Source organism: Paramaledivibacter caminithermalis DSM 15212, assembly GCF_900142245.1.
GTDB classification, from domain to species: domain Bacteria; phylum Bacillota; class Clostridia; order Peptostreptococcales; family Caminicellaceae; genus Paramaledivibacter; species Paramaledivibacter caminithermalis.
Window position 1 is genome coordinate 1 of the sequence record NZ_FRAG01000021.1, and the last position, 20562, is coordinate 20562.

The window sequence follows — 20562 nt, forward strand, 5'->3', positions numbered from 1 at the left end:
GATACTTACATACATATGTATTTGGTCTTTACATATCTTTCCTTCCATCAATGTTACCTTTTTCATCTCACATAACTTCCTAAGTATTTCTCCTATATCTCTTTTTATATTTCCATATAATATCTTTCCTTATAAACACTATATGATACGTGCAATTCCATCTAGAATCTGATAAACTACTATTGTCCATTTGGACCGCCTCCTATGTTTTTGATATGGCCTGCGAAACCAATATCATTATAACATTGGAGGCTTTTTTATGTTTGAGATAACACTACTGTTTACTCTATTCTCCCCAGCATAACTGGGGGATTAAGATTTTCACTTACGAATTTCTTCATCTTCAGGTCTTAATTTGCCTTTGCCTAAAAATGCACATTTTCACCATGATCACCATATTGTTTAATTTATCTTCTAACTGATGTTTCAGCAACACCTATATCAGCTGCTACATCTTTTACCTTGTTCTGTTACTAATCTTATTATCTCTTTCTTATATTCATGGATAAACCCTCTGTTTTTTTCCATTGCTGAACACCCTTCCTTATTTATATTATACATACTTTTCTTTGTGTCCAGCAAATCGGGTATAAATCATATGCCAAACGAAACGTCCCTTTGTCACCCTTTGCCAAACGAAACGTCCCTTTGTCACCCTTGTCACGTACAGAAGTATTTTTTCTATTTCTTCGCATTTGTCACTACCTTCTCTTTTATAGCCAATGGTTTACCCCCTAATATAAATATATAATCAGCAAGCCTCATGGCTTCATCCATATCATGGGTGACAAAAATAACCGTTCTTTTGTCTTTTTTCCAAAGGGAAATAAAGGCTTCAATAAGATTTTTTTTAAGCTCCATATCTAAGCCTTTAAAAGGTTCATCCATAAGTAAAATATCGGAAGGATAGGCAAAGGCTCTTGCAATAGCTACTCTCTGCTTCATTCCTCCACTTAACTGATTAGGGTAATAATGTCTATATTCTTCTAAGCCTACTATTTTTAAGTATTTATCAGTAATATTTATTATTTCTTGATCTTTATAGTCTTTTTTTAGAACAAAATGAATATTTTCCTCCACAGAAGACCAAGGCAGGAGTCTATCTTCCTGGAAAATATAAGAAAACTTTTTATTTTCAATACCTATAATACTTCCTGAATCATACTTCTCTAATCCAGAAATTATATTAAGTAAAGTAGTTTTACCGCATCCCGATGGTCCCAATATTGCTGAAATCCTTTTTTCTTCAAGCTTAATATTAAAATTCCTTAAAACCTGAAGGTTTCCATACTTTTTGCTAATATCCTTTACTTCAATTTCCACATCCTACACATCCTTTAATAGCCAACTATAGGAAAACAATGTCAAATTTTAATTTATACATCATAAAAATATCGATGTTTCTGCGATTTTTTTGATGTATAAATTAACCTATTAATTTGTTTCCCTATAGTTTTAGCTTTTTAAATATATATTTAAATAAAAATTCAAAGCCAAAGCTAAGTATTATTATTACTCCTGTCCAAGCAAATACAGCAGGGGCTTCTAAATACACTTTAGCATCATAAAGATGTTTGCCTATTGAATATTTTGGACTGCTCAATACTTCAGCCGCCACTGTTACCTTCCAACCCAAACCTAAAGCCATGGTAATTGCAGCTGAAATATATGGAATAACGGAAGGTATATATATTTTCTTTATAATCATGTACCTTTTAACATTATAGACATGTGCCATCTCAAGTAAATTATTATCTACATTTCTTATGCCTTCAACAACATTGGTCCAAATAACTGGGAAGCACATTAAAAAGCATATAAATATGGGAACATTGTCAGATTCAAACCAAATAAGTGCAATAATTATAAAAGAAATAACTGGAGTAGATTTTATACTAATAATTAATGGATTAAAAAGCTCATAAAATAATCTATTTAATCCGCAGACTATTCCAATAGATATTCCCAATACACATGAAATAATAAATCCAAACATTACCCTAAACACCGACATAAAAATACTCTTCCAAAATTCTACTACTATTATCAATTGGGTAAAAGCTTTTAGGGTGCTAATAGGAGAAGGGAGATAGATCTCCTTATTTATAAGCAGAGAAACTATCCCCCAAACTAATGTCCAAAATACTATAACCCATGCTTTAAATGTTTTATTATTTTTCCATGTAATAAAACTCTTCATCAGGAAGCTTCCCTCCAACTGATTTCGGATTAAAGTCAAACAGTATCTTATAGAATCCATCTAATATATTCTTTGATTCCTTAGCATCCATAAACACAATATTACACTTTGGTATTGCCTTTTCAGCTAATTTTGCCTTAGGAAGAATTCCATATTTCTCTACTAAAGCACCAGCGTCTGCTTGATTTGAATTCACCCAATTTACAGAAGCTTTATATTTCTCTAAAAATTTATCAAAGGCTTCCTTATTCTTCTCAGCAAATTCCTTCTGTACAACAATACATCCCATGGCAAGCTTGCTTTCATCTCCTGAAATCTTATCCCACTCCTCAGTCATATCTAAGGCAATTCTCACATCTTTGTTTTTCATTTGAGCTATAGTGGCATGGGGCTGAGGTAAAAGTGCTATTTCAGCATCTCCTGCAGTAACCATTGCCGAAAGATCAGCATGCTGCATAGAAAAATCTATCTCAACATCTTTTTCAGGGTCAATTCCATTTTTCTTTAATATGTATCTAAGCACATAATCGGGCGTAGCTCCCTTGCCGCTAGCATATATTTTTTTACCCTTTAAATCAGCTATGCTGTTTATTTCATTTCCATTTTCAAGTATATATAATACACCCATAGTATTTATTGCTGCAAGCTTTATCTGCCCCTGGGTTTTATTATAAATAACCGATGCAAGATTTGTCGGTAAAGCGGCAATATCTACTTCTCCCTTTATGACCTTTCCAGCTAGTTCATCAGGAGCACCTGATACAATAAATTCGTAATTTATATCACCTTCATTTTTCTCATTGTCTTCCATAAGTTTTACCATTCCCATACCTGTAGGACCCTTTAGGGTTGCCACCTTCATAGTAACAGGTTCACTTTGTGTATTGTTGCTAGCACAGCCCACAAAAGCTATTAACAACAAAATAATTATCAAACCTACTACAGTAAATTTAAATAATCTATTCATTTTCATTCCCCCTCTTCATATTTCTTTGATAATCATTATCAATTTAACACTTTTTAATATAATTGTCAATGCCTTTAAAACTATTTTGAAAAACAGCTTCATTGCTATAAACTGTTAAAGATATCTAATCTTATTCTTCTCCCACTTTATTAAGCCTTCCTTTGCTAGCTCATTAAGAACCCTGTATAATGAAGCTCTACTTATACATAAATACTCTGCTAGCTCTTGTTTTGAATATTTTATTATTATTTCATCTTGATTATTTTGTCTTTCTCTTTCATTTTCAAGAAAGCAAAGTACCCTTTCATAAATACTTTCATATGTAAAGCCTTCTATTCTTTTATTTAGAAAATATATTTTATCACTAATAAAAGACAAATACCTTTGTAAAATATTAAAGTCCATTTCAAATATCTTTATTAACTCCTCCTGGGATATGAAAAGTATTTTACAATTATTTTTTGCTACAAGCCTAGATGGATAGTAACTTTTATTATTAAAAAGTGCCGATATACCCAAAACCTCTCCTTTAGCCATTCTATTAAGAATTATAACCTTTCCCGAATAATGGAGCTTTTGAGCTTCTACCATTCCACTTAATATAATTCCCATTGAAGATTTAAAATTAGATTCTGTAAATACAGACTCTCCTTTAGAATATTTAATTATCCTATAATGTATTTTCTTAAATATTTTTTTTAGCTGTTCTTCACTGACTCCATCAAATATGGGATTACTTTTAATTATATCATACATATTACTTTTCTCCCCAAAATGTCTTATATAAGACAGATTCCTTTTAAAGATTATATTATACTATATTTGTAATTGCAATAGATTATCATTATCGTTTTCGGAGGTGCTTTATGAAGATAGTTATTACTGCTGGAGCTCCTGCATCAGGAAAGACATCGATTCTTTTTAAAACCATAAGGTACTTAAAAGGTCTTAATGTAAAAGTAGCCGTAGCTAAATTAGATTGTTTAAAAAGCCATGATCAAAAAGTATATGAAGCCTTAAATATTCCTGTAATAACAGGATTAAGCCAAAATCTATGCCCAGATCACTTTCTAGCAATAAATATTATAGAAATCTTTAACTGGGCTAAAGAAAAGGGTGCAGATTATCTCATTGTTGAAACAGCAGGATTATGCAATAGATGTGCCCCCTTTATTGATCGTGCCTTAAATATATGCGTAATTGACTGCTTATCAAGTATAAAGGTTCCTGAAAAATTAGGTCCCATCGTCACAACAGCTGATATCATTCTGATATCAAAGGTTGATATGGTTTCCCAGGCAGAAAGAGAAGTATTTGTCTATAATTTAGTCAAACTTAATCCAAATGCACAGATTTTGGAGGTAAATGGATTAAGCGGATTTGGAAGTCAAAAGATAGGCAATATCATTCTAAATTCTCCAGATTACCACACTATTGCAGGAGATTTTTTGCGTCATAGCATGCCAAGTGCAACATGTTCATATTGTGTGGGTGAAATAAGAATAGGAAATACTTATCAGCAAGGAATTATAAATAAAATAGATTTCTCCAAAGGAAGTGAATTTAGTTATGTTTAATAAGTTAATGATTGTTGGAGGCAAGGATAAAACGGGAAGCGAAGAATTAGTAAAAGAGCTTACTCTAGAAAAGGGTAATATTTATACTATCGTTGGTCCTACTGGCTCTGGGAAAACCCAGTTGATTGAAGATATAGAATGTCTAAGTGATGGTTCTGGTCTTACTAAACGTAAAATTCTTCTTAATAATGGTCTTTCACCAGATAATTATAGAAGTAGCTATCAAAATAGGCTTGTATCCCATTTATCGCAAAATATGCATTTTATATTAGATATGTCTGTAGAGGGTTTTCTTGAAATGCGTTTACAATGTACCAATTTTAATAGTTTAAGCAAGTCAACCCAAGAAATCATTGAATGTGCTAATGAGCTTAGTGGCGAAAAAATTTATGGTGACTATTCCTTGACTAAGCTAAGCGGAGGTCAATCAAGGGCCTTAATGATAGCCGATGTAGCCATAAATGGAACTACTCCCATAATATTGATTGACGAAATTGAAAACGCTGGTATTGATAGGCTGAAAGCCATGGAAATACTTATGGATTCTGATAAGATTATTCTTGTTGTTACCCATGATCCATTATTAGCTCTATACGGTAATAAGAGAATAGTAATGCAAAATGGTGGCATATCAAAAATAATAAATAGAAATCAATTTGAAATAAGTCTACTTAAAAAGCTCCACAGCATTAATAAAATTACAGCTGGAATTAGAAATGATTTACGGATAGGAAAAGAATTAAGAAAAGAGGGATATTATGAGCTTCAAAGTGTATTGGAATAATGTGTGTCTTTTAAGTACAAGGGAGGAAAAATTTATAAATAATTCCTTGAAGGAATCCAAAAAAGAAAATAGCATCATTTTCGAGTATTATGGTCTAGGAAGAAAAATGGGCCTAAAAGAAAAAATTATTGAGGATTTATCTGATGGTACTATAGAAGCCGACTTAGTGATTTCCACAGATTTAGATATTTTTCAAAGTAAGAATCTAATCCCAAGTAAAAGTAATGAGCTTTCCAATATCAAAGATTTACTACCTTTAAGAACTGCAATAACAAACTCTAATATTGTTGAACCTTCTGGGATTTTTGCTCCTTTTATCATAATTCCACTTATATTTGTAGTAAATAAGAATTTAATTCCAGAAGAAAAAATCCCCTACAGCTTTGAACAATTGCTTGATCCATATTATAAAAACAAAATAGCCTTTGGTGGCATACATAACTCTGCTGGTAGATCCTTGATAAAGTCTATATGGTATTTATACGGTAGACAAAAAGCTGAAGAATTTGTTACAAACAGTATTATTACCAGTATGCCAGCTGCAGCCTTTAAAAAAACAATGACTGGCGAAGCTGCTATATCCATTGTTCCAACTATATTTGCAATGAGATCAGGTATTAACAATATTGTTGCCATATGGCCTAAAGAAGGTGCTGTAGCAATCCCTTCATATTATGCTTTAAAAAAGGATAGCGATTCTTTATGTACTGAATGGGTACTACATAACATCCTTGGGAAATCCCATCAAGAGCTTTTAAAATCAGCTGGTGCTGTAATCCCATGTGATCCTGATATTGATCTTCCAGACTTAGCCAAAGAAAATAATTGTAGCTTACTATATCCTGATTGGAGTTTTTTACATAACTTCGATGATGATTATTTTTATTCCTTGTGTAAAAAGCACTATGAAATGATAATTTAACCCATTGTACTAATAAATAGAATTTTGTAGTTTGGAATACCTTAGTTGTAAGTTTTTTAGCTATTCATTAATAATGTACAAGAAACAAACGAAGTAAAGGCGTCTTTCGACGCCTTAGTACTATTCTAATTATATCCTTCAGCAGCTGACCTTGATGGGTTTAGTATTTTGTTTACTTCGTCATCTGTCAACTCATAATCATAAAATTTTTTATAATACTTCTTTATTTCATCTTCTATCTTATAATCATTAAATATTTCAGGATAATTCTTTTGTGCCAGCCACTTTAACATCAGCGGTGAATCTCCACAAGGTGGGAACCATCTATATATTCCAAGTGGTATCTTGTATACCTGCCTATCCTGTACAGCCTTTACTTTACTCCAGTCCTGTCCTTCAATTGTATTATTATATAAATCTTCGGGCTGTACATCAGTAAAGTTGGTTATGTAAATAATCTCTGGATTCCATTTATATATTTGCTCCATATTCACAACGCCTTTTATATTGATATCATTTTCTGCCACATCAACAGCGCCTGTATCCTTTAGCCAGTGATTTCCGAAAAATCCTTTACCTGAAACAACTATACCCTTGTCAGCATAAGTGAAAATCATTAGCCCTTTCTTTTTCTTAGCTTTTTCCACACCCTCCAATTTTTTGTCTATACCTTGTTGAACCCTTCGTCCATAATCAATAATTTCTCCTGCTCTTTTTTCTTGATTAGTCATTTGACCCAATAGCTCCAGCCAAGAATTAAGAGTTTCTACAGAATCACCATTTGCAATGGACATGGTCTTTATTCCAACTGCGTTTATTCCCTTGCCTTCAATTTCATCTAATTTATTACCTGAATCTCCATACATAAACACAATATCAGGCTTCAGCTTATATAATTCCTCAATATTCATTTCGCTCCCCTTTATAAAATTTGTTTTGGCTTCTAATATAGAAGGAGCCATCTTCTTTAGTATTGAATTTTCCGCTGCACTTTTTGATGCTGGATGAATTCCTACAATTTCATCTGTAGATCCAGTAGCTAAAAACCACACAGCAGGAAATGGTAATATTCTTCCCGTGACAATCCTCTCAATTTTATCTGGCAGTTCAACTTTGCGACCATTTTGATCTATTATTACTTTTTGCTTTGTTTCTTTTTCATTATCTTCCTCTTTAAAAGTTACCTCACTATTCCCTTGTGTTTCTTTTTTAGACTGACTGACATTTGTTTTAATATCCTCTTGCCCCTTTATTTCTGCCTTGCACCCAACAACCGATATCGCAATCATCCCCATTAAAACTATTGTAATTAATCTCTTCATTATATGTACCCCCTTACAATTTTTATAATGAGCTTCTTAAAAACTCCATACCAGCTTCACCAGTATAACAGACATAATTATCCCAATATAGTCTACTAGACACTGCTAAATGAGGCAGTTCAACATAGTTTTTCTTTTCAGTTGGACTGAGAAATATCTTAAATAAGGGGTCTCCAACAATCAAATCGTAGTCAGATTTTCTTAATAATTCTTCAAAGGAATCCTCTGAATCAATAAATTTATCTGTAGATTCCATTAAATCCTTATCCATATGGAAAAAGGATGCTACCTTTATATCCTCAATATCATATTCAAGCTTTACTGCTTTTCTTATAGAGTTGGCTAGGATTTGCTCACCAATAATCAGCATTTTTTTTACATTAGATGCTTTTTTTATTACCTCTTTTTTCTCCATATCACTACCTAAATTTTGCTTGATTTTATCTGCTACTACATCTGAATACCCTCTTCCAATAGGAACACCTATTACATAGGATATATTATACATTTCCTTCATAATCTTTGCGGCTTTAAGGGCAGATATAGAAAGTACAAGGTTCATCTGGGCCTTTAATGAATGTCTAATCTCTTCTAAAGATGAACCCATAGCCCAACAAGCATTGATATGTATACCTCTTTTTATCAAAGCCTCTTTAATATTTTCAATCTGCACTTCATTCCAATAATCTAGAGGAATCGCTCCCAGTAGATTAACACTATTATCTATTTTTTCATCCATATCAATGAGCATATTTTCAGCAATCCTAGCAAAGGCTTCTGATGCTCCCTTTTCGTATGTATATGTGCCTGTTGTATCAAAATGATAAACAGGCACACCCAGCTCTGTAGAAATCTTCTGCGCAATAGCCCTTTGATCCATGCCTATGACAGCAGGTGTAGGCGTTGACGCTAAAGCAATAAATTTTCCTTTTTCGTTTTTGAGTCTTTCAACAATGAAGCTTTCATCTCCTGTCACTGCATTAAGCTCCCTAAGTCCAGAGCTATAAACACAGGCTGTACTGCTATAGAATCTTGGTTCATCATATCCCGTTACATTTCCCGTACAACCATCTGCACCATTTATAACCATTACTCCACCTAATTCAAAAAATACTGAACTAACTCCAGAGTAGTCTGGTGCAAAAGGTGGTAATACACTATATAATCCTTTCATTTCTTCCTCCTTAAATCACCATTCCCGATTGATACATTTCTTTCTTTAAATCTTGGGGTTTTTCAAAGACTTCTATCATTCTAGAATATAATATTTTAGCACCTTCGTATCCATAAAGCTGTTCATCTAATGATAGTGGAACAGTTTTGGAACCAGAACAAAAATATCCTGCATCAAAACCTATAGCCAAATCTACTTTTTTCTTTTCTTGCAAAAATAATGTCATAGTAGGACTCATGGTAGAGTATACTGTTATATAAGGTGCATTTTCTTTAAGCCAATCAACATGAACTTCATCACAGGGAAGAAGCTGATCTGCAAAAACATAAGGTACATAAAAATCTCTTTCAACCAGCTCTCTTGCAAGTTCAAAGGGACATGCATTTGCAGTAGACCCAACCGCCACTGATAACCTTCCAAGTGCTTTGACCTTATCCTGTATCACTTCTTCTGTAGCTCTTCTATATTTCTTATATTCAAGGGTTCGCCCTAAAAGTTGCTCTATCTTTCTATAATTTTCTTCTATTCCATCTATCCTATAAGCCACAGGCACATCTGCAAAGGGAATCTTAAGCCTTCTTTTCATTTCCTTAGTTGCGATTTTCCCACTTGGCTTTATAAGTAGATTGTATTTTGACCTACTCATTTTTTGATATTCTTCATAAGTTTTCAAATTCCTTATATGAAGGATTTCTTCTATACCAGCTTGTCTGAGAATAGTATTGATTTCACACTTTGGAGTAAAACCTTTAAAGCTTCCAACAATATTGATTGTATCTTTTTTTTCATTAGATACAGCTTCTAAATAGTCATAAATAGTTTTTTGAATCATTAGCTCAGGCGGCCTTTTACTTTCTTTCCTAATGGGATTCATCCGTCCAATTCGTACATCTATATCAAATTTTTCTTCCAAAAGCCTTGCCTTTCCTTCATAGTCAGAGCCTAATAAATCGTCGGTACATGTACAGCATAAAACAAGTGCCTTTGGTTTCTTTTCCAGCTTACTTAGTATTAATTCAACTGCTTTGTCAATCTTATTCATATGCTCTCCTGTAACTATATCAACTTGAGACATATACAAATAGAATAATTGTTTATCATAGTTATGCATCATAGATGCTATTGCCCCATGTCTTCCACAACCTTGGGGAATAACAAACAACACCACAGACTCTGGTACTAAACAAGCAACCCTTACTACTCCCCAACCTCCTACACTGGGGGAACAATAATGCAGGGCATCCTCAGGATATATCTTATTGCCCCTATTTTTGACTTCTTTTTTTAAATAAGTTATAGGTATACTGAATATTTTCTGCCTCATTGAATCTCACTACCTTCAACAATAGATTTTGCTATATCCATTATTGTTTTGGATATAGGTAATTCTATATCTCCTTGAATAACAGTCATATTTTGCTCTTCATATTTTTGAATATTCCCATCTCTAGGTATAATGCCGATGATCTCACTATCCATATCTTTTACATACCTTGATACTATTTCTTCTTCATTCTCAATATTTCTTTTGTTTAATATAACACCTCGTAGTCTTCCATAGCCCTTATCTCCAAAGCTGTCTATAGCCATCTTTATATTACCTGCTGCAAATAATGCCATCTTTTCACCCGATGTAACAATAATAACCTCATCTGCATATCCATCTCTAATAGGCATTGCAAATCCACCACAAACTACATCACCTAAAACATCATAAAATACAAAATCAGGTTTGAATTCCTCAAAGGCATCTAAATCCTCCAAGGTCTCAAAGGCCATAATTATTCCTCGTCCTGCGCAACCAACACCAGGCGTAGGTCCTCCAGCCTCTATACATACGATATCATTATAGCCTTTAACAGCAATTTCATCTAAGGACTCACAGCTACCTTTTTCCTTTAAATATTGGATAACAGGTGTTACCTTTTGCCCATTTGTAAGATTAATTGTTGAATCAGCCTTTGGATCGCAACCAATTTGTACAACCTTATATCCCAATTTTGAAATTGCTGCGGATAAGGAGCTGGTTATTGTAGACTTCCCTATCCCACCTTTACCATACACAGCAATTTTTCTCATATCACTACTCCCCTTTATATTTCATTTGCCAGTTCTACAGGAAATAGCATCTGTGCTTTTTCCCTTTCAGTTTCCAATTCAATTATTCGTGTTTTCACTCCAAAAAATCTTTTAATATTTTTTTCTGTAATGATTTCATAAGTCTTTCCAAATAGATGTCTACCATTTCCACCTAGCATTAGTGTGTTGTTTGAAATACGTAATGCATGATTAGGATAATGGGTATTGATAATACAAGAAATATTCTTTTCCTTCTTTAGTTTTTCTATTATTTGAAGCACCAAAAGCTGGTTTTTCATATCTAGATTAGATTCTGGTTCATCTAAAACCAATATTTTAGGATCTGAAGTCAAAGCCCTTGCTATAAGTACTAGCTGAAGCTCTCCACCACTTATGGCTCCGCAGGATTTATACATTAATCTTGATATCCCTACCTCTTCAATAGCTCTTTTAGCTATGTTTACATCTTCTCTGCGAGGTGAGGATATAGCACCTAGATAAGGGGCTCTTCCCATCAAAACCATTTCCAATACAGTATATGGAAAAATCATGTTTTTCCCTTGTGGAACATAGCTTATATCCTTCCAAAACTGCGAAGGCGTTATTTTGTCTGCTTCTAAATTATTTATAAGTGTATTTCCTTTTCTCCATTTAAATAGTCCTAGTATACATTTCAGCAAGGTTGTTTTTCCCACACCATTTGGACCAAGTATAGTAAGTATCTCTCCTGTGTTAACCTTGAAGTTTAAATTTGAAAAAAGATTCACCCCTTTACCATATCCGTATGTACCATTAACTACCTCAAGAATCATTCCATTTTCCTCCTGTTTTACGTAATAAAAAGATAAAAAATGGAGCCCCTACTATGGCGGTTAAAATCGATAATGGTATTTCAGCCGCAGTAATAGTTCTTGCAATATTATCTATCATAAGCAAGTAAAAACTCCCTAAGCATATGGAAGCTGGAATAAGATGCTTATGATTGTTTCCCACCATCATTCTAGCTAAATGGGGTATCACTAACCCAATCCATCCTATAATCCCACATAGGGATACGGCAGTAGCTGCAATAACAGTTGTGGCAACAATTATAATCGCCCTTAGTCTATTTACATTTACTCCCAAGGATTTTGCTTCATCTTCATGTAAAGATAATATGTTCATCTTCCACCTGATAACATAAAGCATTACCAGACCAATTGTAATCAAGGGTATTCCTAATTTTAAATCATTTGCAGACGTTCCAGATAAACTCCCCATCAGCCAATATACAATCGTAGGCAGCTTTTCCTCTGGATCAGCAACATATTTTATTAAAGAAATCAAAGCTTGAAATAAAGCACCAACAATGGTTCCTGATAATACTAGCATAAACAGCTGCATACCTGATTTCCTCTTGCTGATTATATAGGTCATCATAATGCCTAATATGCCGAACATAATAGCCATACTCTGTATAATAGCTATATTGCCTGATAACAATATTCCTAATGCCGCCCCCAAGCCTGCACCATAGGATACCCCTAAAATATGGGGGCTTACAAGTGGATTCCCAAACATAGCTTGATTTGAAGCTCCAGCAGCTGATAGCCCCCCACCAATAAACATGGCTAAAATAATTCTAGGTAACCTAACATTCATAATAATCGTTTCTTCTATATCACTCCAGCTTTGCTTTACTGGAATAATCTTGGACATAAGCACTTTGTATGCCGTCAAGGGTGTAATACTATATCTTCCTATGCATAGGGAAATAAGCATACAACCTATGGATACGACTATCATGCATATAAAAACCATAAATCTTTTTCTTCTTTTCTTTGCTTCATGTTCTTGTATTTCCGATATATCTATCAAAACTTTTTCAGTTAATTCCATAAATCTTCTCCTTACTGTTTTCCTAAGCCACCAGTACCATTAGCAGCTGCTTTAGCAGGGTTCAAAATACCTTCTACGTCATCATCCCTTAATTCATAGTTATAAAAGGTTTTATAATACTGCTTTGTTTCTTCCTTCATATCCAACTCCTCAAAAAGCTCAGGATATTGATGCTTAGCCATCCATTTCATCATTAGAGGCACATCTCCACTTGGTGGATACCAACGATAAACCCCTACAGGTATTTTATATACTCTTTTATTCTTTACTGCATCCACTTTACTCCAATCCTGTCCCTCTATATTATTGTCATATAAATCCTGTGGCATGGTTTCAGTAAAGCTACTAATAAATATTATCTGAGGGTTCCACTTATAGACTTGCTCCATATTAACATTAGCCGTTACATTAATTTCACGTGCTACATTATACCCTCCCGTTGCTTCAATCCAAAATTGTCCGTAATGTCCTTTTCCAGGTACTACAATCTCTGATTCACTATGTTTGAATAATATTAATGCCTTTGCTTTTTCCTCAACTGGAATCCCATCAGTCTTTGACTGAATATCAGCTAAGGTTTTCTCTCCATATTTTATTACTTCATCTACTCTAGACTCTTTATTAAATACCTTTCCCAATATTTTTAACCATGAACTTAAGGTTTCAAGGGCATCTCCTCCACCCTGTGTCTTAACTGCAATTGCAGGTATACCTGCTTTTTCCCATTGCTCCTGCTGATTTGTATAGGAACCCCAATAAAATGCAATATCAGGCTTAAGCTTAAGCACCTCCTCTATATTCAAATCAGTACCTTCTATAAAGCCTGTTTCCTTATTTACAAGCTCAGGTGTCATTTTCCCCATGATAGAATTTTCTATAGCGCTTTTGGCACCAGGGTGCATGCCAACAATTTTATCAACCGCCTCTCCAGTAAGGGCATATATACTGGGTAAAGGTAAAGCCGTCATAACTACATTGTCGATTTTTTCTGGTAAAATCACTTCACGTCCATTCTGATCAATAATAATTTCTTTTTTTGCCTCTATATCTTGTTTATCAGACGTTTTATTTGCCTCATCTTTTTGTACTTCCTTAACTGCCTCTTCCTTTTGAACTGGTTGTGTTCCAATTGAGTTATCACTGCATCCACTTAATATTCCTATGAATACAGTACATAATATCAATATTAAAAATATGCTAATCTTTTTTTTCATAGTTCAACCTCCTAAAATAGTATTTGATATTGATTTTCATTATCGTTAATAGTATAATATCTATTACATTCAATATCTGTTTCAAATGAAACACTTGGAGGTTTTTTTATGAAAAATATTTTAGATAAAAATGAATTAAATTCCCTTAAAAATTGTCCTTTATTTAACGATGTATCTATAGAAGAAATCACTAGAAACGTTATAAATGTTGGATGGTATAAAAAAAACTACTGTAAAAATTCAATTGTCCTTGATTTAAAAGATGATTTTAAAGGTATTGCAATCTTACTGTCAGGTGAAATAACAGTAAATATTTTTTATGAAAATGGAGATCGCCTACCCTTAAGATATATTAAGCCCTCAGAGGTTTTTGGCTTATCCTATTTTCTAAGCAGTGATAATAATGAAACACTTACTTTCATAACTAATACTACTTGCAATGTTTTAATAATAAATGAAGACTCATTACTAAAACTCTTAAAAAGTTCATCTATTATATTACAAAACTGCTTAAACTATATGAATAATCGTATAAGATTCTTAATTTCAAAGATTATATTTTTTAATCTATCTAATAACCAGCAGAAGGTTTGTCATTTTCTACTTAATGAGTGTAGCAAAGCTTCTTCAAAGAATTGCTGTCTTAATCTACCTAAAACTACTCTTTGTGAATACTTAGGAATAGGTCGAACTTCTTTTTATCGTGAACTTAATGTCCTAGCTAAAAAAAATGCAATAAAAATGAATAATAACGGTAATATTACTATTCATCCTGAAAAGTTAATCGACATTCTAAAGGGTAAATACAGTTGATGTAGAGTAAATCGTCTTAAACGTATTTTAAGTTACAAGTTCCAAATTGCAATTTTTAAGGCTATTCTTTTAGATCTAAAAAGCTTAATTTCTGCTTCTAAAATTTTACTTGCAATAGTTTACATATATTTTATTTTACTTAGATTTGCTTAAATTGAAATATACAATTTTTTATAAAAAGTTTGAATTCTTAAACTAAAAAGTACTAGGTATAAAATTGAATATACCTAGTACTTCTAAATAGAGCTATTGAACTTGTCTACCATAAAATTTCTGTTCCCAGTTTTCCCATAAACCCTCCATAGCTTCCACTAAAAAGGGGTCAAATTGTACTCCTTTATTATTTCTAATCTCCATTTTGCATATTTCCCAAGGTATTGGTTTTCTATAGGGTCTTTGAGATGTCATAGCATCTATTGAATCACATAATGCAATAATTCTAGATCCCAATGGAATATCTTTTCCCTTCAAGCCCCATGGATACCCCTTGCCATCCCATCTTTCATGATGGTGAAGAACAAGCTTCGATATAACCTTAAGCTTACTTGAGCAATTTAGAATATTGCTGCCTATTTCAGGATGCCTTTTGATAGCCTTCCATTCACTTTCACTAAGCTTTCCTTTTTTATTTAATATTTTATCAGGTACACCAATTTTTCCTATATCGTGCAAATGTCCAGCTATATGTATAGTATTAAGCTCTTCTCCTTTTATGCCAATATGCTTTGCAAGCTCATATGCCATATCACCAACTCTGTTAGAATGTCCCCTTGTATATAAATCTTTTGCTTCAAGAGCCCCTACTAAACATTTAATTATATCATGATACACTTCAAAGTTTTCTGGTAACTCGTCTATATCATGAACCATTTCATCCTCCATAGAAACTATATATCCGTTGAACTTCCTTAGTAAATTGCTTAACAAATTATCTATGCCTTTGCTAGCTGTTCTCCCAAAGCCTTGCAATCATCTATACCATCATCATCAGGAGTTAAGCGAATAATTAAGCCTTCTTCATCTACTAAATCAGCTCCATATTCCTTCATTCTTTCTACCCAATTTCTCATCCATTCTCCATCACCCCAGTCATATGAACCAAATAATGCAACTTTCTTACCTGAAAAATCAACATCACTTAGGGATTCAATAAAGGGTTCCATAAATTCTTCTTCTAGAACCTCTGCACCCATGGAAGGGCAACCAAAAGCCAGAAGCTCTGAATTAATAACCATATCTTTATCTGCATCTTCTACTCTAACCACTTTAGCATCATTTCCAATAGCTTTTACTCCTTCAGCAATAGCATTTGCCATCATTTCAGTATTACCAGTACCACTCCAATAAATTATAGTTGCTTTTTTCATTTATATTACCTCCAATTTATATATACTTTGCTGTATGTTATTACAGCTTAATAGCTTAATTATTTACAATTCACTTTTAGAACTGGAAAAGGCGTCTTGTGACTCGTTTAAGTTGCAAGTTCCAAGTATTAAGACTTTTCCAATAAGTTCTAAAAGAAAATAATTTATACCAATATCTCACTGCAAATAATTTCAATTTCTTATTCTAGCCCTCTATTTTACTCTGTTTTACTGGAATATCTATACTACACAGATAATAAAACTTCTTCAGGCTTATTAGACTCAAGTAATTTTTTTATTTTATTCTTGGCTTCTAAAAATTCATTGAACCTTCTATCAGACAATTTAGGATCTCCATAAACCCTCCAACCATTAATTTTAGTAAGTTTTAATGATGGATGCCCAATGAATCCAATAATATCCTTTAAAGGATATCCTAAAAATACTCCTATTTCATGGGGGATTACTCCATCTTTCATTTTATCAACGATAAATTGCACATATATCTCTAAATCATATTTCTCTGGATATCCCACACTCTTTAAAAATCTCATATTCCTATATTCCTTTAAATTTTGGTCCAAAGTTTTTGGATTGTAAAATAAAATTTTAACACTATTATTTTTGAATTCAAAGGACTTATAAGTAATTCTTTTGCATTTTGCCATATGTTTTTCTATATTTTGTATTTTTTTTAATAAATACTTATCTTGCTTTGGAAAACTAAGTAATTCTGCAGGTTTTGAGCCCATAAGTACTGGACCTAGTATTCCAACAAGCCATACTACAAAGTCATCATTTATTTTATGGGATAATATACAGGTTTCAGCACATTTTTTCATCTTTTAGCCCTCCCTGCTTCAATAACTGAAAATGATAATTATTATCATTTTCTTGATAAAATTATATCATCTCTCTCATATTTTGTAAATACTTTTTTAACAAAAAATCCTTACCAGAATCAAAAGGAATGACTCCTTTTGATTCTTTTCGGTTCAAAAAGCATGCGTAACAGCTAGGTGCTGAAAGTCCTCTGCGGAAGTTGTCTCATGTCAACCATTAGCCAAAAACAAGGATACCATCATGAAGTGGAATTTGGAAGGTGAAATGGACAAGAAACCTTTTTATCTGTATTTTTTTAGTTTTTTTAGTTATTAAGTTAAAAAGAATCATATCCTTGACTCCATTGACAGTAATAACATAATTATTTATAATTAAGTATGAATGAATAATTGAATAATTTTGTAACATAGGTGCCTAAATAGGTTAAAAGGGAAGACCAGTTAAAATCTGGCGCAGCCCCCGCTACTGTAAGCACTGACAAAATCTTTGATATCCACTGGCTATTAAGCTGGGAAGGAAAGAAAGTAGGATGAAGTGTAAGCCAGGAAACCTGCCTATGATACATTTTTGTTGTAATTTATTTCGGTGGGAGATAATTTACATATATGATTATATTTTACTTATGTATTTTTACATAATTATAAAAATTTTATGTCATATTTGTATAGAAAACTCCTAGTGGAGTTTTTTTTATTATATATTTTTACTATAGGAATTTAAGTAAAAACTTTAATTTATACATGTCCAAAATGCCCAGAAGCATTGCATATTTGCACATGTATAAATTAAGTTTTACTATGTAAATTCTATATAGATAAACAACATTAACATTTAAAATAAATTTCAAAGAAAATAATGAACGCTTCTACATTTTTTCCTTGAAATTTATTAAACCTTGAAGTTGCTTATCTCTACTTTCGAAACTTGCATAATTAACACTAATAATTTTGAAGTCCAATATGTAGATAGCTTTCTCAACTCTCTCTACTACATTTTGTGCTCCAAAATTTTTTAAATGTATTATGCAATTTCATCAATTATAAAAAAGGAGGAACATTATGACGAAAAAGATAACCGCTATTTTACTTTGTTTAGTACTTGTATTGTCATTAGTTGTTGGCTGTAAAAATCACACAAATACAACTAATAATCAGCAGCAGCAATCTTCACAACAGGATGTCCAACAAAGCTCAAAACAACCAAAGAAAGAGGACATAGGAGAAAGTAAATACCCTTTTACTAAGTTTGCTATATCTACTTTGAATTCATTTGAATCGAAGGATGGGTCTGATAATAAAGACCATTATCCAGTTACTATTAAAAACTACAATGCACAAGGTGAAGAATACAAGATAACGTTCACTAAAAAACCTAGTAAAGTTATCACTACTAATCAACCTCCAACTGAGATTTTACTTACACTAGGACTTCAAGATTGCATGGCAGGCACTGCATTTTTAGATAGTCCTATATTACCTGAGTTAGAAGAAACCTATAAAAAAATACCAGTATTATCTGAAAGATATCCTTCAAAGGAAGTTGTAATTGCACAACAACCAGACATGATTTTTGGATGGAGTAGTGTATTTTTCGATAAAAACTTGGGGTCAGTTGAAAGCTGGAATGAGAAAAATGTTAAAACTTTTATCCAAAGAAACTCAGGTGTTGCTCCTAAAAGATGTATAGAAAATGTATATAAAGATATTGAAGATATAGGAAAAATTTTTAATGTTGAAGACAAAGCAAATAAACTTATTGAAATCATGAAAGAAAGAATATCTGATATTGAAGAAAAGGTAAAGGGTAAAGAACCTGTAAAAGTTCTTGTTCTTGAGGGTGTTGGAGACAATAAGTACTATTCTTATGGTAAAAAATCACTTGTGAACAATATGGTTGAGAAAGCAGGAGGAATAAACTTAGCAGATAAGGGTGGAACATATAGTGCAGAAAACATAGTTGCTAAAAACCCTGATGTAATCATACTTATTCACTATCTTGAACAAGAAAAAGATAATAAAGAAGCAGAAGCATTAAGAAACAATCCTGCCCTTAAAAATGTAAACGCTATAAGAAATGAAAGAATAATCTTTACTCCACTTTCAGAAACATACGCTGGCGGTATCAGAACCATTAACGGTATTGAAAGATTTGCAAAGGGATTTTATCCTGAACTTTTCAATTAAATAATACTATCCACCTTTTGTATAAAGGTGGATAGTATTATTTAAAAATATAATAGGTTAAGCTGATTATTAAGAATAAAACTGATAGAAATACAAACATAAATAACAGGTGATAATAGTGGCAAATACAAATCTATTTAAAAAAAACAATAATGAAAAAAGTTGTGAATTCGAGCATGGAATCATAAGAGATAGAAGGTTTTTAGGTGTAATTATATTTTTACTTTTTATAGCTTTATTTGTATCAATTATACTGGCTGTAGTATTTGGACCAGTATATATAAAACCTTCTGAAGTTTTAAGAATTGTGATTTACAATACAATCAAAATTCCTATTGGAGATATTGACTCTCTAACTTCAGGAGTGAACTATGATATTATATGGGGAATTCGGTTTCCAAGAATAATACTTGGAGCAGTAGTAGGAATGGGACTTGCTATAGTAGGTGTTGTAATGCAGGCAATGGTACAAAATCCATTAGCTAATCCATATACATTAGGCATTTCATCAGGAGCGTCATTGGGAGCAACGTTTGCAATTATGATAGGTGTAGGAAGGTTATTTGGTACAAATGCAGTAGGTATATCTGCCTTTTTAGGTGCTTTTATATGTTCTCTATCGGTTTATGTATTATCTAATATTGGAGGAAGGTCATCTTCAGTAAAACTATTGCTAGCAGGTATGGCAACTAGTGCTATTTGTTCGGCATTTACAAGCTTCATAATATTTATTGCCAATGATGCCCATGGCATGAGAACTTTAACTTTTTGGTTAATGGGAAGCTTAACATCTGCATCATGGGATAATATAATAATGCCTAGCATTATTATATTATTTGGAGTCTTCTTTTTTGTTTTTCAGTTTAGAAATTTAAATATGATGCTTATGGGAGATGAAAATGCCATAACCCTTGGTACTGATTTAAATATTTATAGAAAAATCTATATGGTTATTACTTCTTTAATGACAGGTATGATAGTCTGTGTTGCTGGCACTATAGGATTTGTAGGATTAATAATTCCTCATATTGTAAGGGGATTAGCAGGTTCTGATCATAGAAAGCTAGTTCCTATAAGCTCGTTAGTAGGAGCTATTTTCTTAATATGGACTGATGTATTTGCTAAATCAATAATGGGTGGGGCTGAAATGCCTATAGGAGTAATAACTTCTCTATTAGGTGCTCCATTTTTTGTATGGCTTATGATAAAAAAATCCTATGGGTTTGGGGGTAATTGAAC

20 protein-coding genes, 1 pseudogene and 1 riboswitch are annotated in these 20562 nt (G+C 32.7%); of the genes and pseudogenes, 6 read left to right on the top strand and 15 right to left on the bottom strand.

Annotation, left to right across the window (positions count from 1 at the left end; all coding sequences use genetic code 11):
* The 5 genes and pseudogenes from BUB36_RS20135 to BUB36_RS09595 all read right to left on the bottom strand — a co-directional run.
* Positions 1-190, bottom strand: a pseudogene (locus BUB36_RS20135) (transposase); the annotation flags it as partial.
* Between the two features lie 491 nt (positions 191-681).
* Positions 682-1323, bottom strand: coding sequence for an ATP-binding cassette domain-containing protein (locus BUB36_RS09580; RefSeq protein WP_165613064.1), 642 nt, complete (start codon positions 1321-1323; stop codon positions 682-684).
* A gap of 124 nt (positions 1324-1447) precedes the next feature.
* Positions 1448-2200, bottom strand: a complete 753-nt coding sequence (locus tag BUB36_RS09585; RefSeq protein ID WP_073149395.1) for an ABC transporter permease — start codon at positions 2198-2200, stop codon at positions 1448-1450.
* Positions 2172-3167, bottom strand: a complete 996-nt coding sequence (locus BUB36_RS09590; protein ID WP_073149397.1) for an ABC transporter substrate-binding protein — start codon at positions 3165-3167, stop codon at positions 2172-2174. The genes BUB36_RS09585 and BUB36_RS09590 overlap by 29 nt, the downstream gene beginning before the upstream one ends.
* A gap of 114 nt (positions 3168-3281) precedes the next feature.
* A complete protein-coding gene (locus BUB36_RS09595; RefSeq protein ID WP_073149399.1) occupies positions 3282-3923 on the bottom strand; it encodes a Crp/Fnr family transcriptional regulator in 642 nt (213 codons plus the stop codon).
* 110 nt (positions 3924-4033) lie between these two features.
* Here BUB36_RS09595 and BUB36_RS09600 point away from each other — a divergent pair, with 110 nt between their 5' ends.
* Genes BUB36_RS09600 through BUB36_RS09610 form a run of 3 tightly spaced genes read left to right on the top strand, consistent with a single transcriptional unit; the run spans position 4034 to position 6450 of the window.
* Positions 4034-4744, top strand: coding sequence for a GTP-binding protein (locus BUB36_RS09600; RefSeq protein ID WP_073149401.1), 711 nt, complete (start codon positions 4034-4036; stop codon positions 4742-4744).
* Positions 4737-5528: an ATP-binding cassette domain-containing protein gene (locus BUB36_RS09605; RefSeq protein WP_073149403.1), complete on the top strand. Its 792-nt coding sequence runs from the start codon at positions 4737-4739 to the stop codon at positions 5526-5528. Before BUB36_RS09600 ends, BUB36_RS09605 begins: the two co-directional genes overlap by 8 nt.
* On the top strand, positions 5503-6450 hold the full coding sequence (locus tag BUB36_RS09610; protein WP_073149405.1) for an ABC transporter substrate-binding protein: 948 nt from the start codon (positions 5503-5505) through the stop codon (positions 6448-6450). Before BUB36_RS09605 ends, BUB36_RS09610 begins: the two co-directional genes overlap by 26 nt.
* 125 nt (positions 6451-6575) lie before the next feature.
* Here the strand turns inward: BUB36_RS09610 and BUB36_RS09615 are convergent, their stop codons facing one another.
* From BUB36_RS09615 to BUB36_RS09645, 7 genes are read right to left on the bottom strand one after another with little or no spacing between them, the layout of a single operon-like run.
* Positions 6576-7772, bottom strand: a complete 1197-nt coding sequence (locus BUB36_RS09615) for an ABC transporter substrate-binding protein (protein WP_207550792.1) — start codon at positions 7770-7772, stop codon at positions 6576-6578.
* Between the two features lie 22 nt (positions 7773-7794).
* Positions 7795-8946: a nitrogenase component 1 gene (locus tag BUB36_RS09620; protein WP_073149407.1), complete on the bottom strand. Its 1152-nt coding sequence runs from the start codon at positions 8944-8946 to the stop codon at positions 7795-7797.
* Between the two features lie 10 nt (positions 8947-8956).
* Positions 8957-10270 carry a nitrogenase component 1 gene (locus BUB36_RS09625; RefSeq protein WP_073149409.1) on the bottom strand — a complete coding sequence of 438 codons (1314 nt, stop codon included), beginning with the start codon at positions 10268-10270 and terminating at the stop codon, positions 8957-8959.
* Positions 10267-11025, bottom strand: coding sequence for a nitrogenase iron protein NifH (locus BUB36_RS09630; protein WP_073149411.1), 759 nt, complete (start codon positions 11023-11025; stop codon positions 10267-10269). The genes BUB36_RS09625 and BUB36_RS09630 overlap by 4 nt, the downstream gene beginning before the upstream one ends.
* Before the next feature lie 14 nt (positions 11026-11039).
* A complete protein-coding gene (locus tag BUB36_RS09635; protein WP_073149412.1) occupies positions 11040-11837 on the bottom strand; it encodes an ABC transporter ATP-binding protein in 798 nt (265 codons plus the stop codon).
* On the bottom strand, positions 11827-12903 hold the full coding sequence (locus BUB36_RS09640; RefSeq protein WP_084111912.1) for a FecCD family ABC transporter permease: 1077 nt from the start codon (positions 12901-12903) through the stop codon (positions 11827-11829). The genes BUB36_RS09635 and BUB36_RS09640 overlap by 11 nt, the downstream gene beginning before the upstream one ends.
* Before the next feature lie 11 nt (positions 12904-12914).
* A complete protein-coding gene (locus tag BUB36_RS09645) occupies positions 12915-14117 on the bottom strand; it encodes an ABC transporter substrate-binding protein (protein WP_073149414.1) in 1203 nt (400 codons plus the stop codon).
* A gap of 108 nt (positions 14118-14225) precedes the next feature.
* On the opposite strand from BUB36_RS09645, the gene BUB36_RS09650 reads away from it, so the two are divergent.
* Complete coding sequence (locus BUB36_RS09650; protein ID WP_073149416.1) at positions 14226-14930, top strand: Crp/Fnr family transcriptional regulator; 705 nt, start codon at positions 14226-14228, stop codon at positions 14928-14930.
* Positions 14931-15176: 246 nt separating this feature from the next.
* Here the strand turns inward: BUB36_RS09650 and BUB36_RS09655 are convergent, their stop codons facing one another.
* From BUB36_RS09655 to BUB36_RS09665, 3 genes are all read right to left on the bottom strand, one after another.
* Complete coding sequence (locus tag BUB36_RS09655; RefSeq protein WP_330390474.1) at positions 15177-15857, bottom strand: HD-GYP domain-containing protein; 681 nt, start codon at positions 15855-15857, stop codon at positions 15177-15179.
* Positions 15858-15862: 5 nt separating this feature from the next.
* Positions 15863-16297 carry a flavodoxin gene (locus BUB36_RS09660; protein WP_073149420.1) on the bottom strand — a complete coding sequence of 145 codons (435 nt, stop codon included), beginning with the start codon at positions 16295-16297 and terminating at the stop codon, positions 15863-15865.
* Positions 16298-16542: 245 nt separating this feature from the next.
* Positions 16543-17139 (bottom strand): DUF3793 family protein, encoded by a 597-nt coding sequence (locus tag BUB36_RS09665; protein WP_073149422.1) that lies wholly within the window; start codon positions 17137-17139, stop codon positions 16543-16545.
* 392 nt (positions 17140-17531) lie between these two features.
* A riboswitch (cobalamin riboswitch) is annotated at positions 17532-17712 on the top strand.
* 486 nt (positions 17713-18198) lie between these two features.
* Between BUB36_RS09665 and BUB36_RS09670 the strand changes: the two genes are divergently transcribed.
* Both BUB36_RS09670 and BUB36_RS09675 read left to right on the top strand, forming a co-directional pair.
* Positions 18199-19323 carry an ABC transporter substrate-binding protein gene (locus tag BUB36_RS09670; RefSeq protein ID WP_073149424.1) on the top strand — a complete coding sequence of 375 codons (1125 nt, stop codon included), beginning with the start codon at positions 18199-18201 and terminating at the stop codon, positions 19321-19323.
* 118 nt (positions 19324-19441) lie between these two features.
* Positions 19442-20560 carry a FecCD family ABC transporter permease gene (locus BUB36_RS09675; protein WP_242655754.1) on the top strand — a complete coding sequence of 373 codons (1119 nt, stop codon included), beginning with the start codon at positions 19442-19444 and terminating at the stop codon, positions 20558-20560.
* Positions 20561-20562 lie beyond the last annotated feature (2 nt).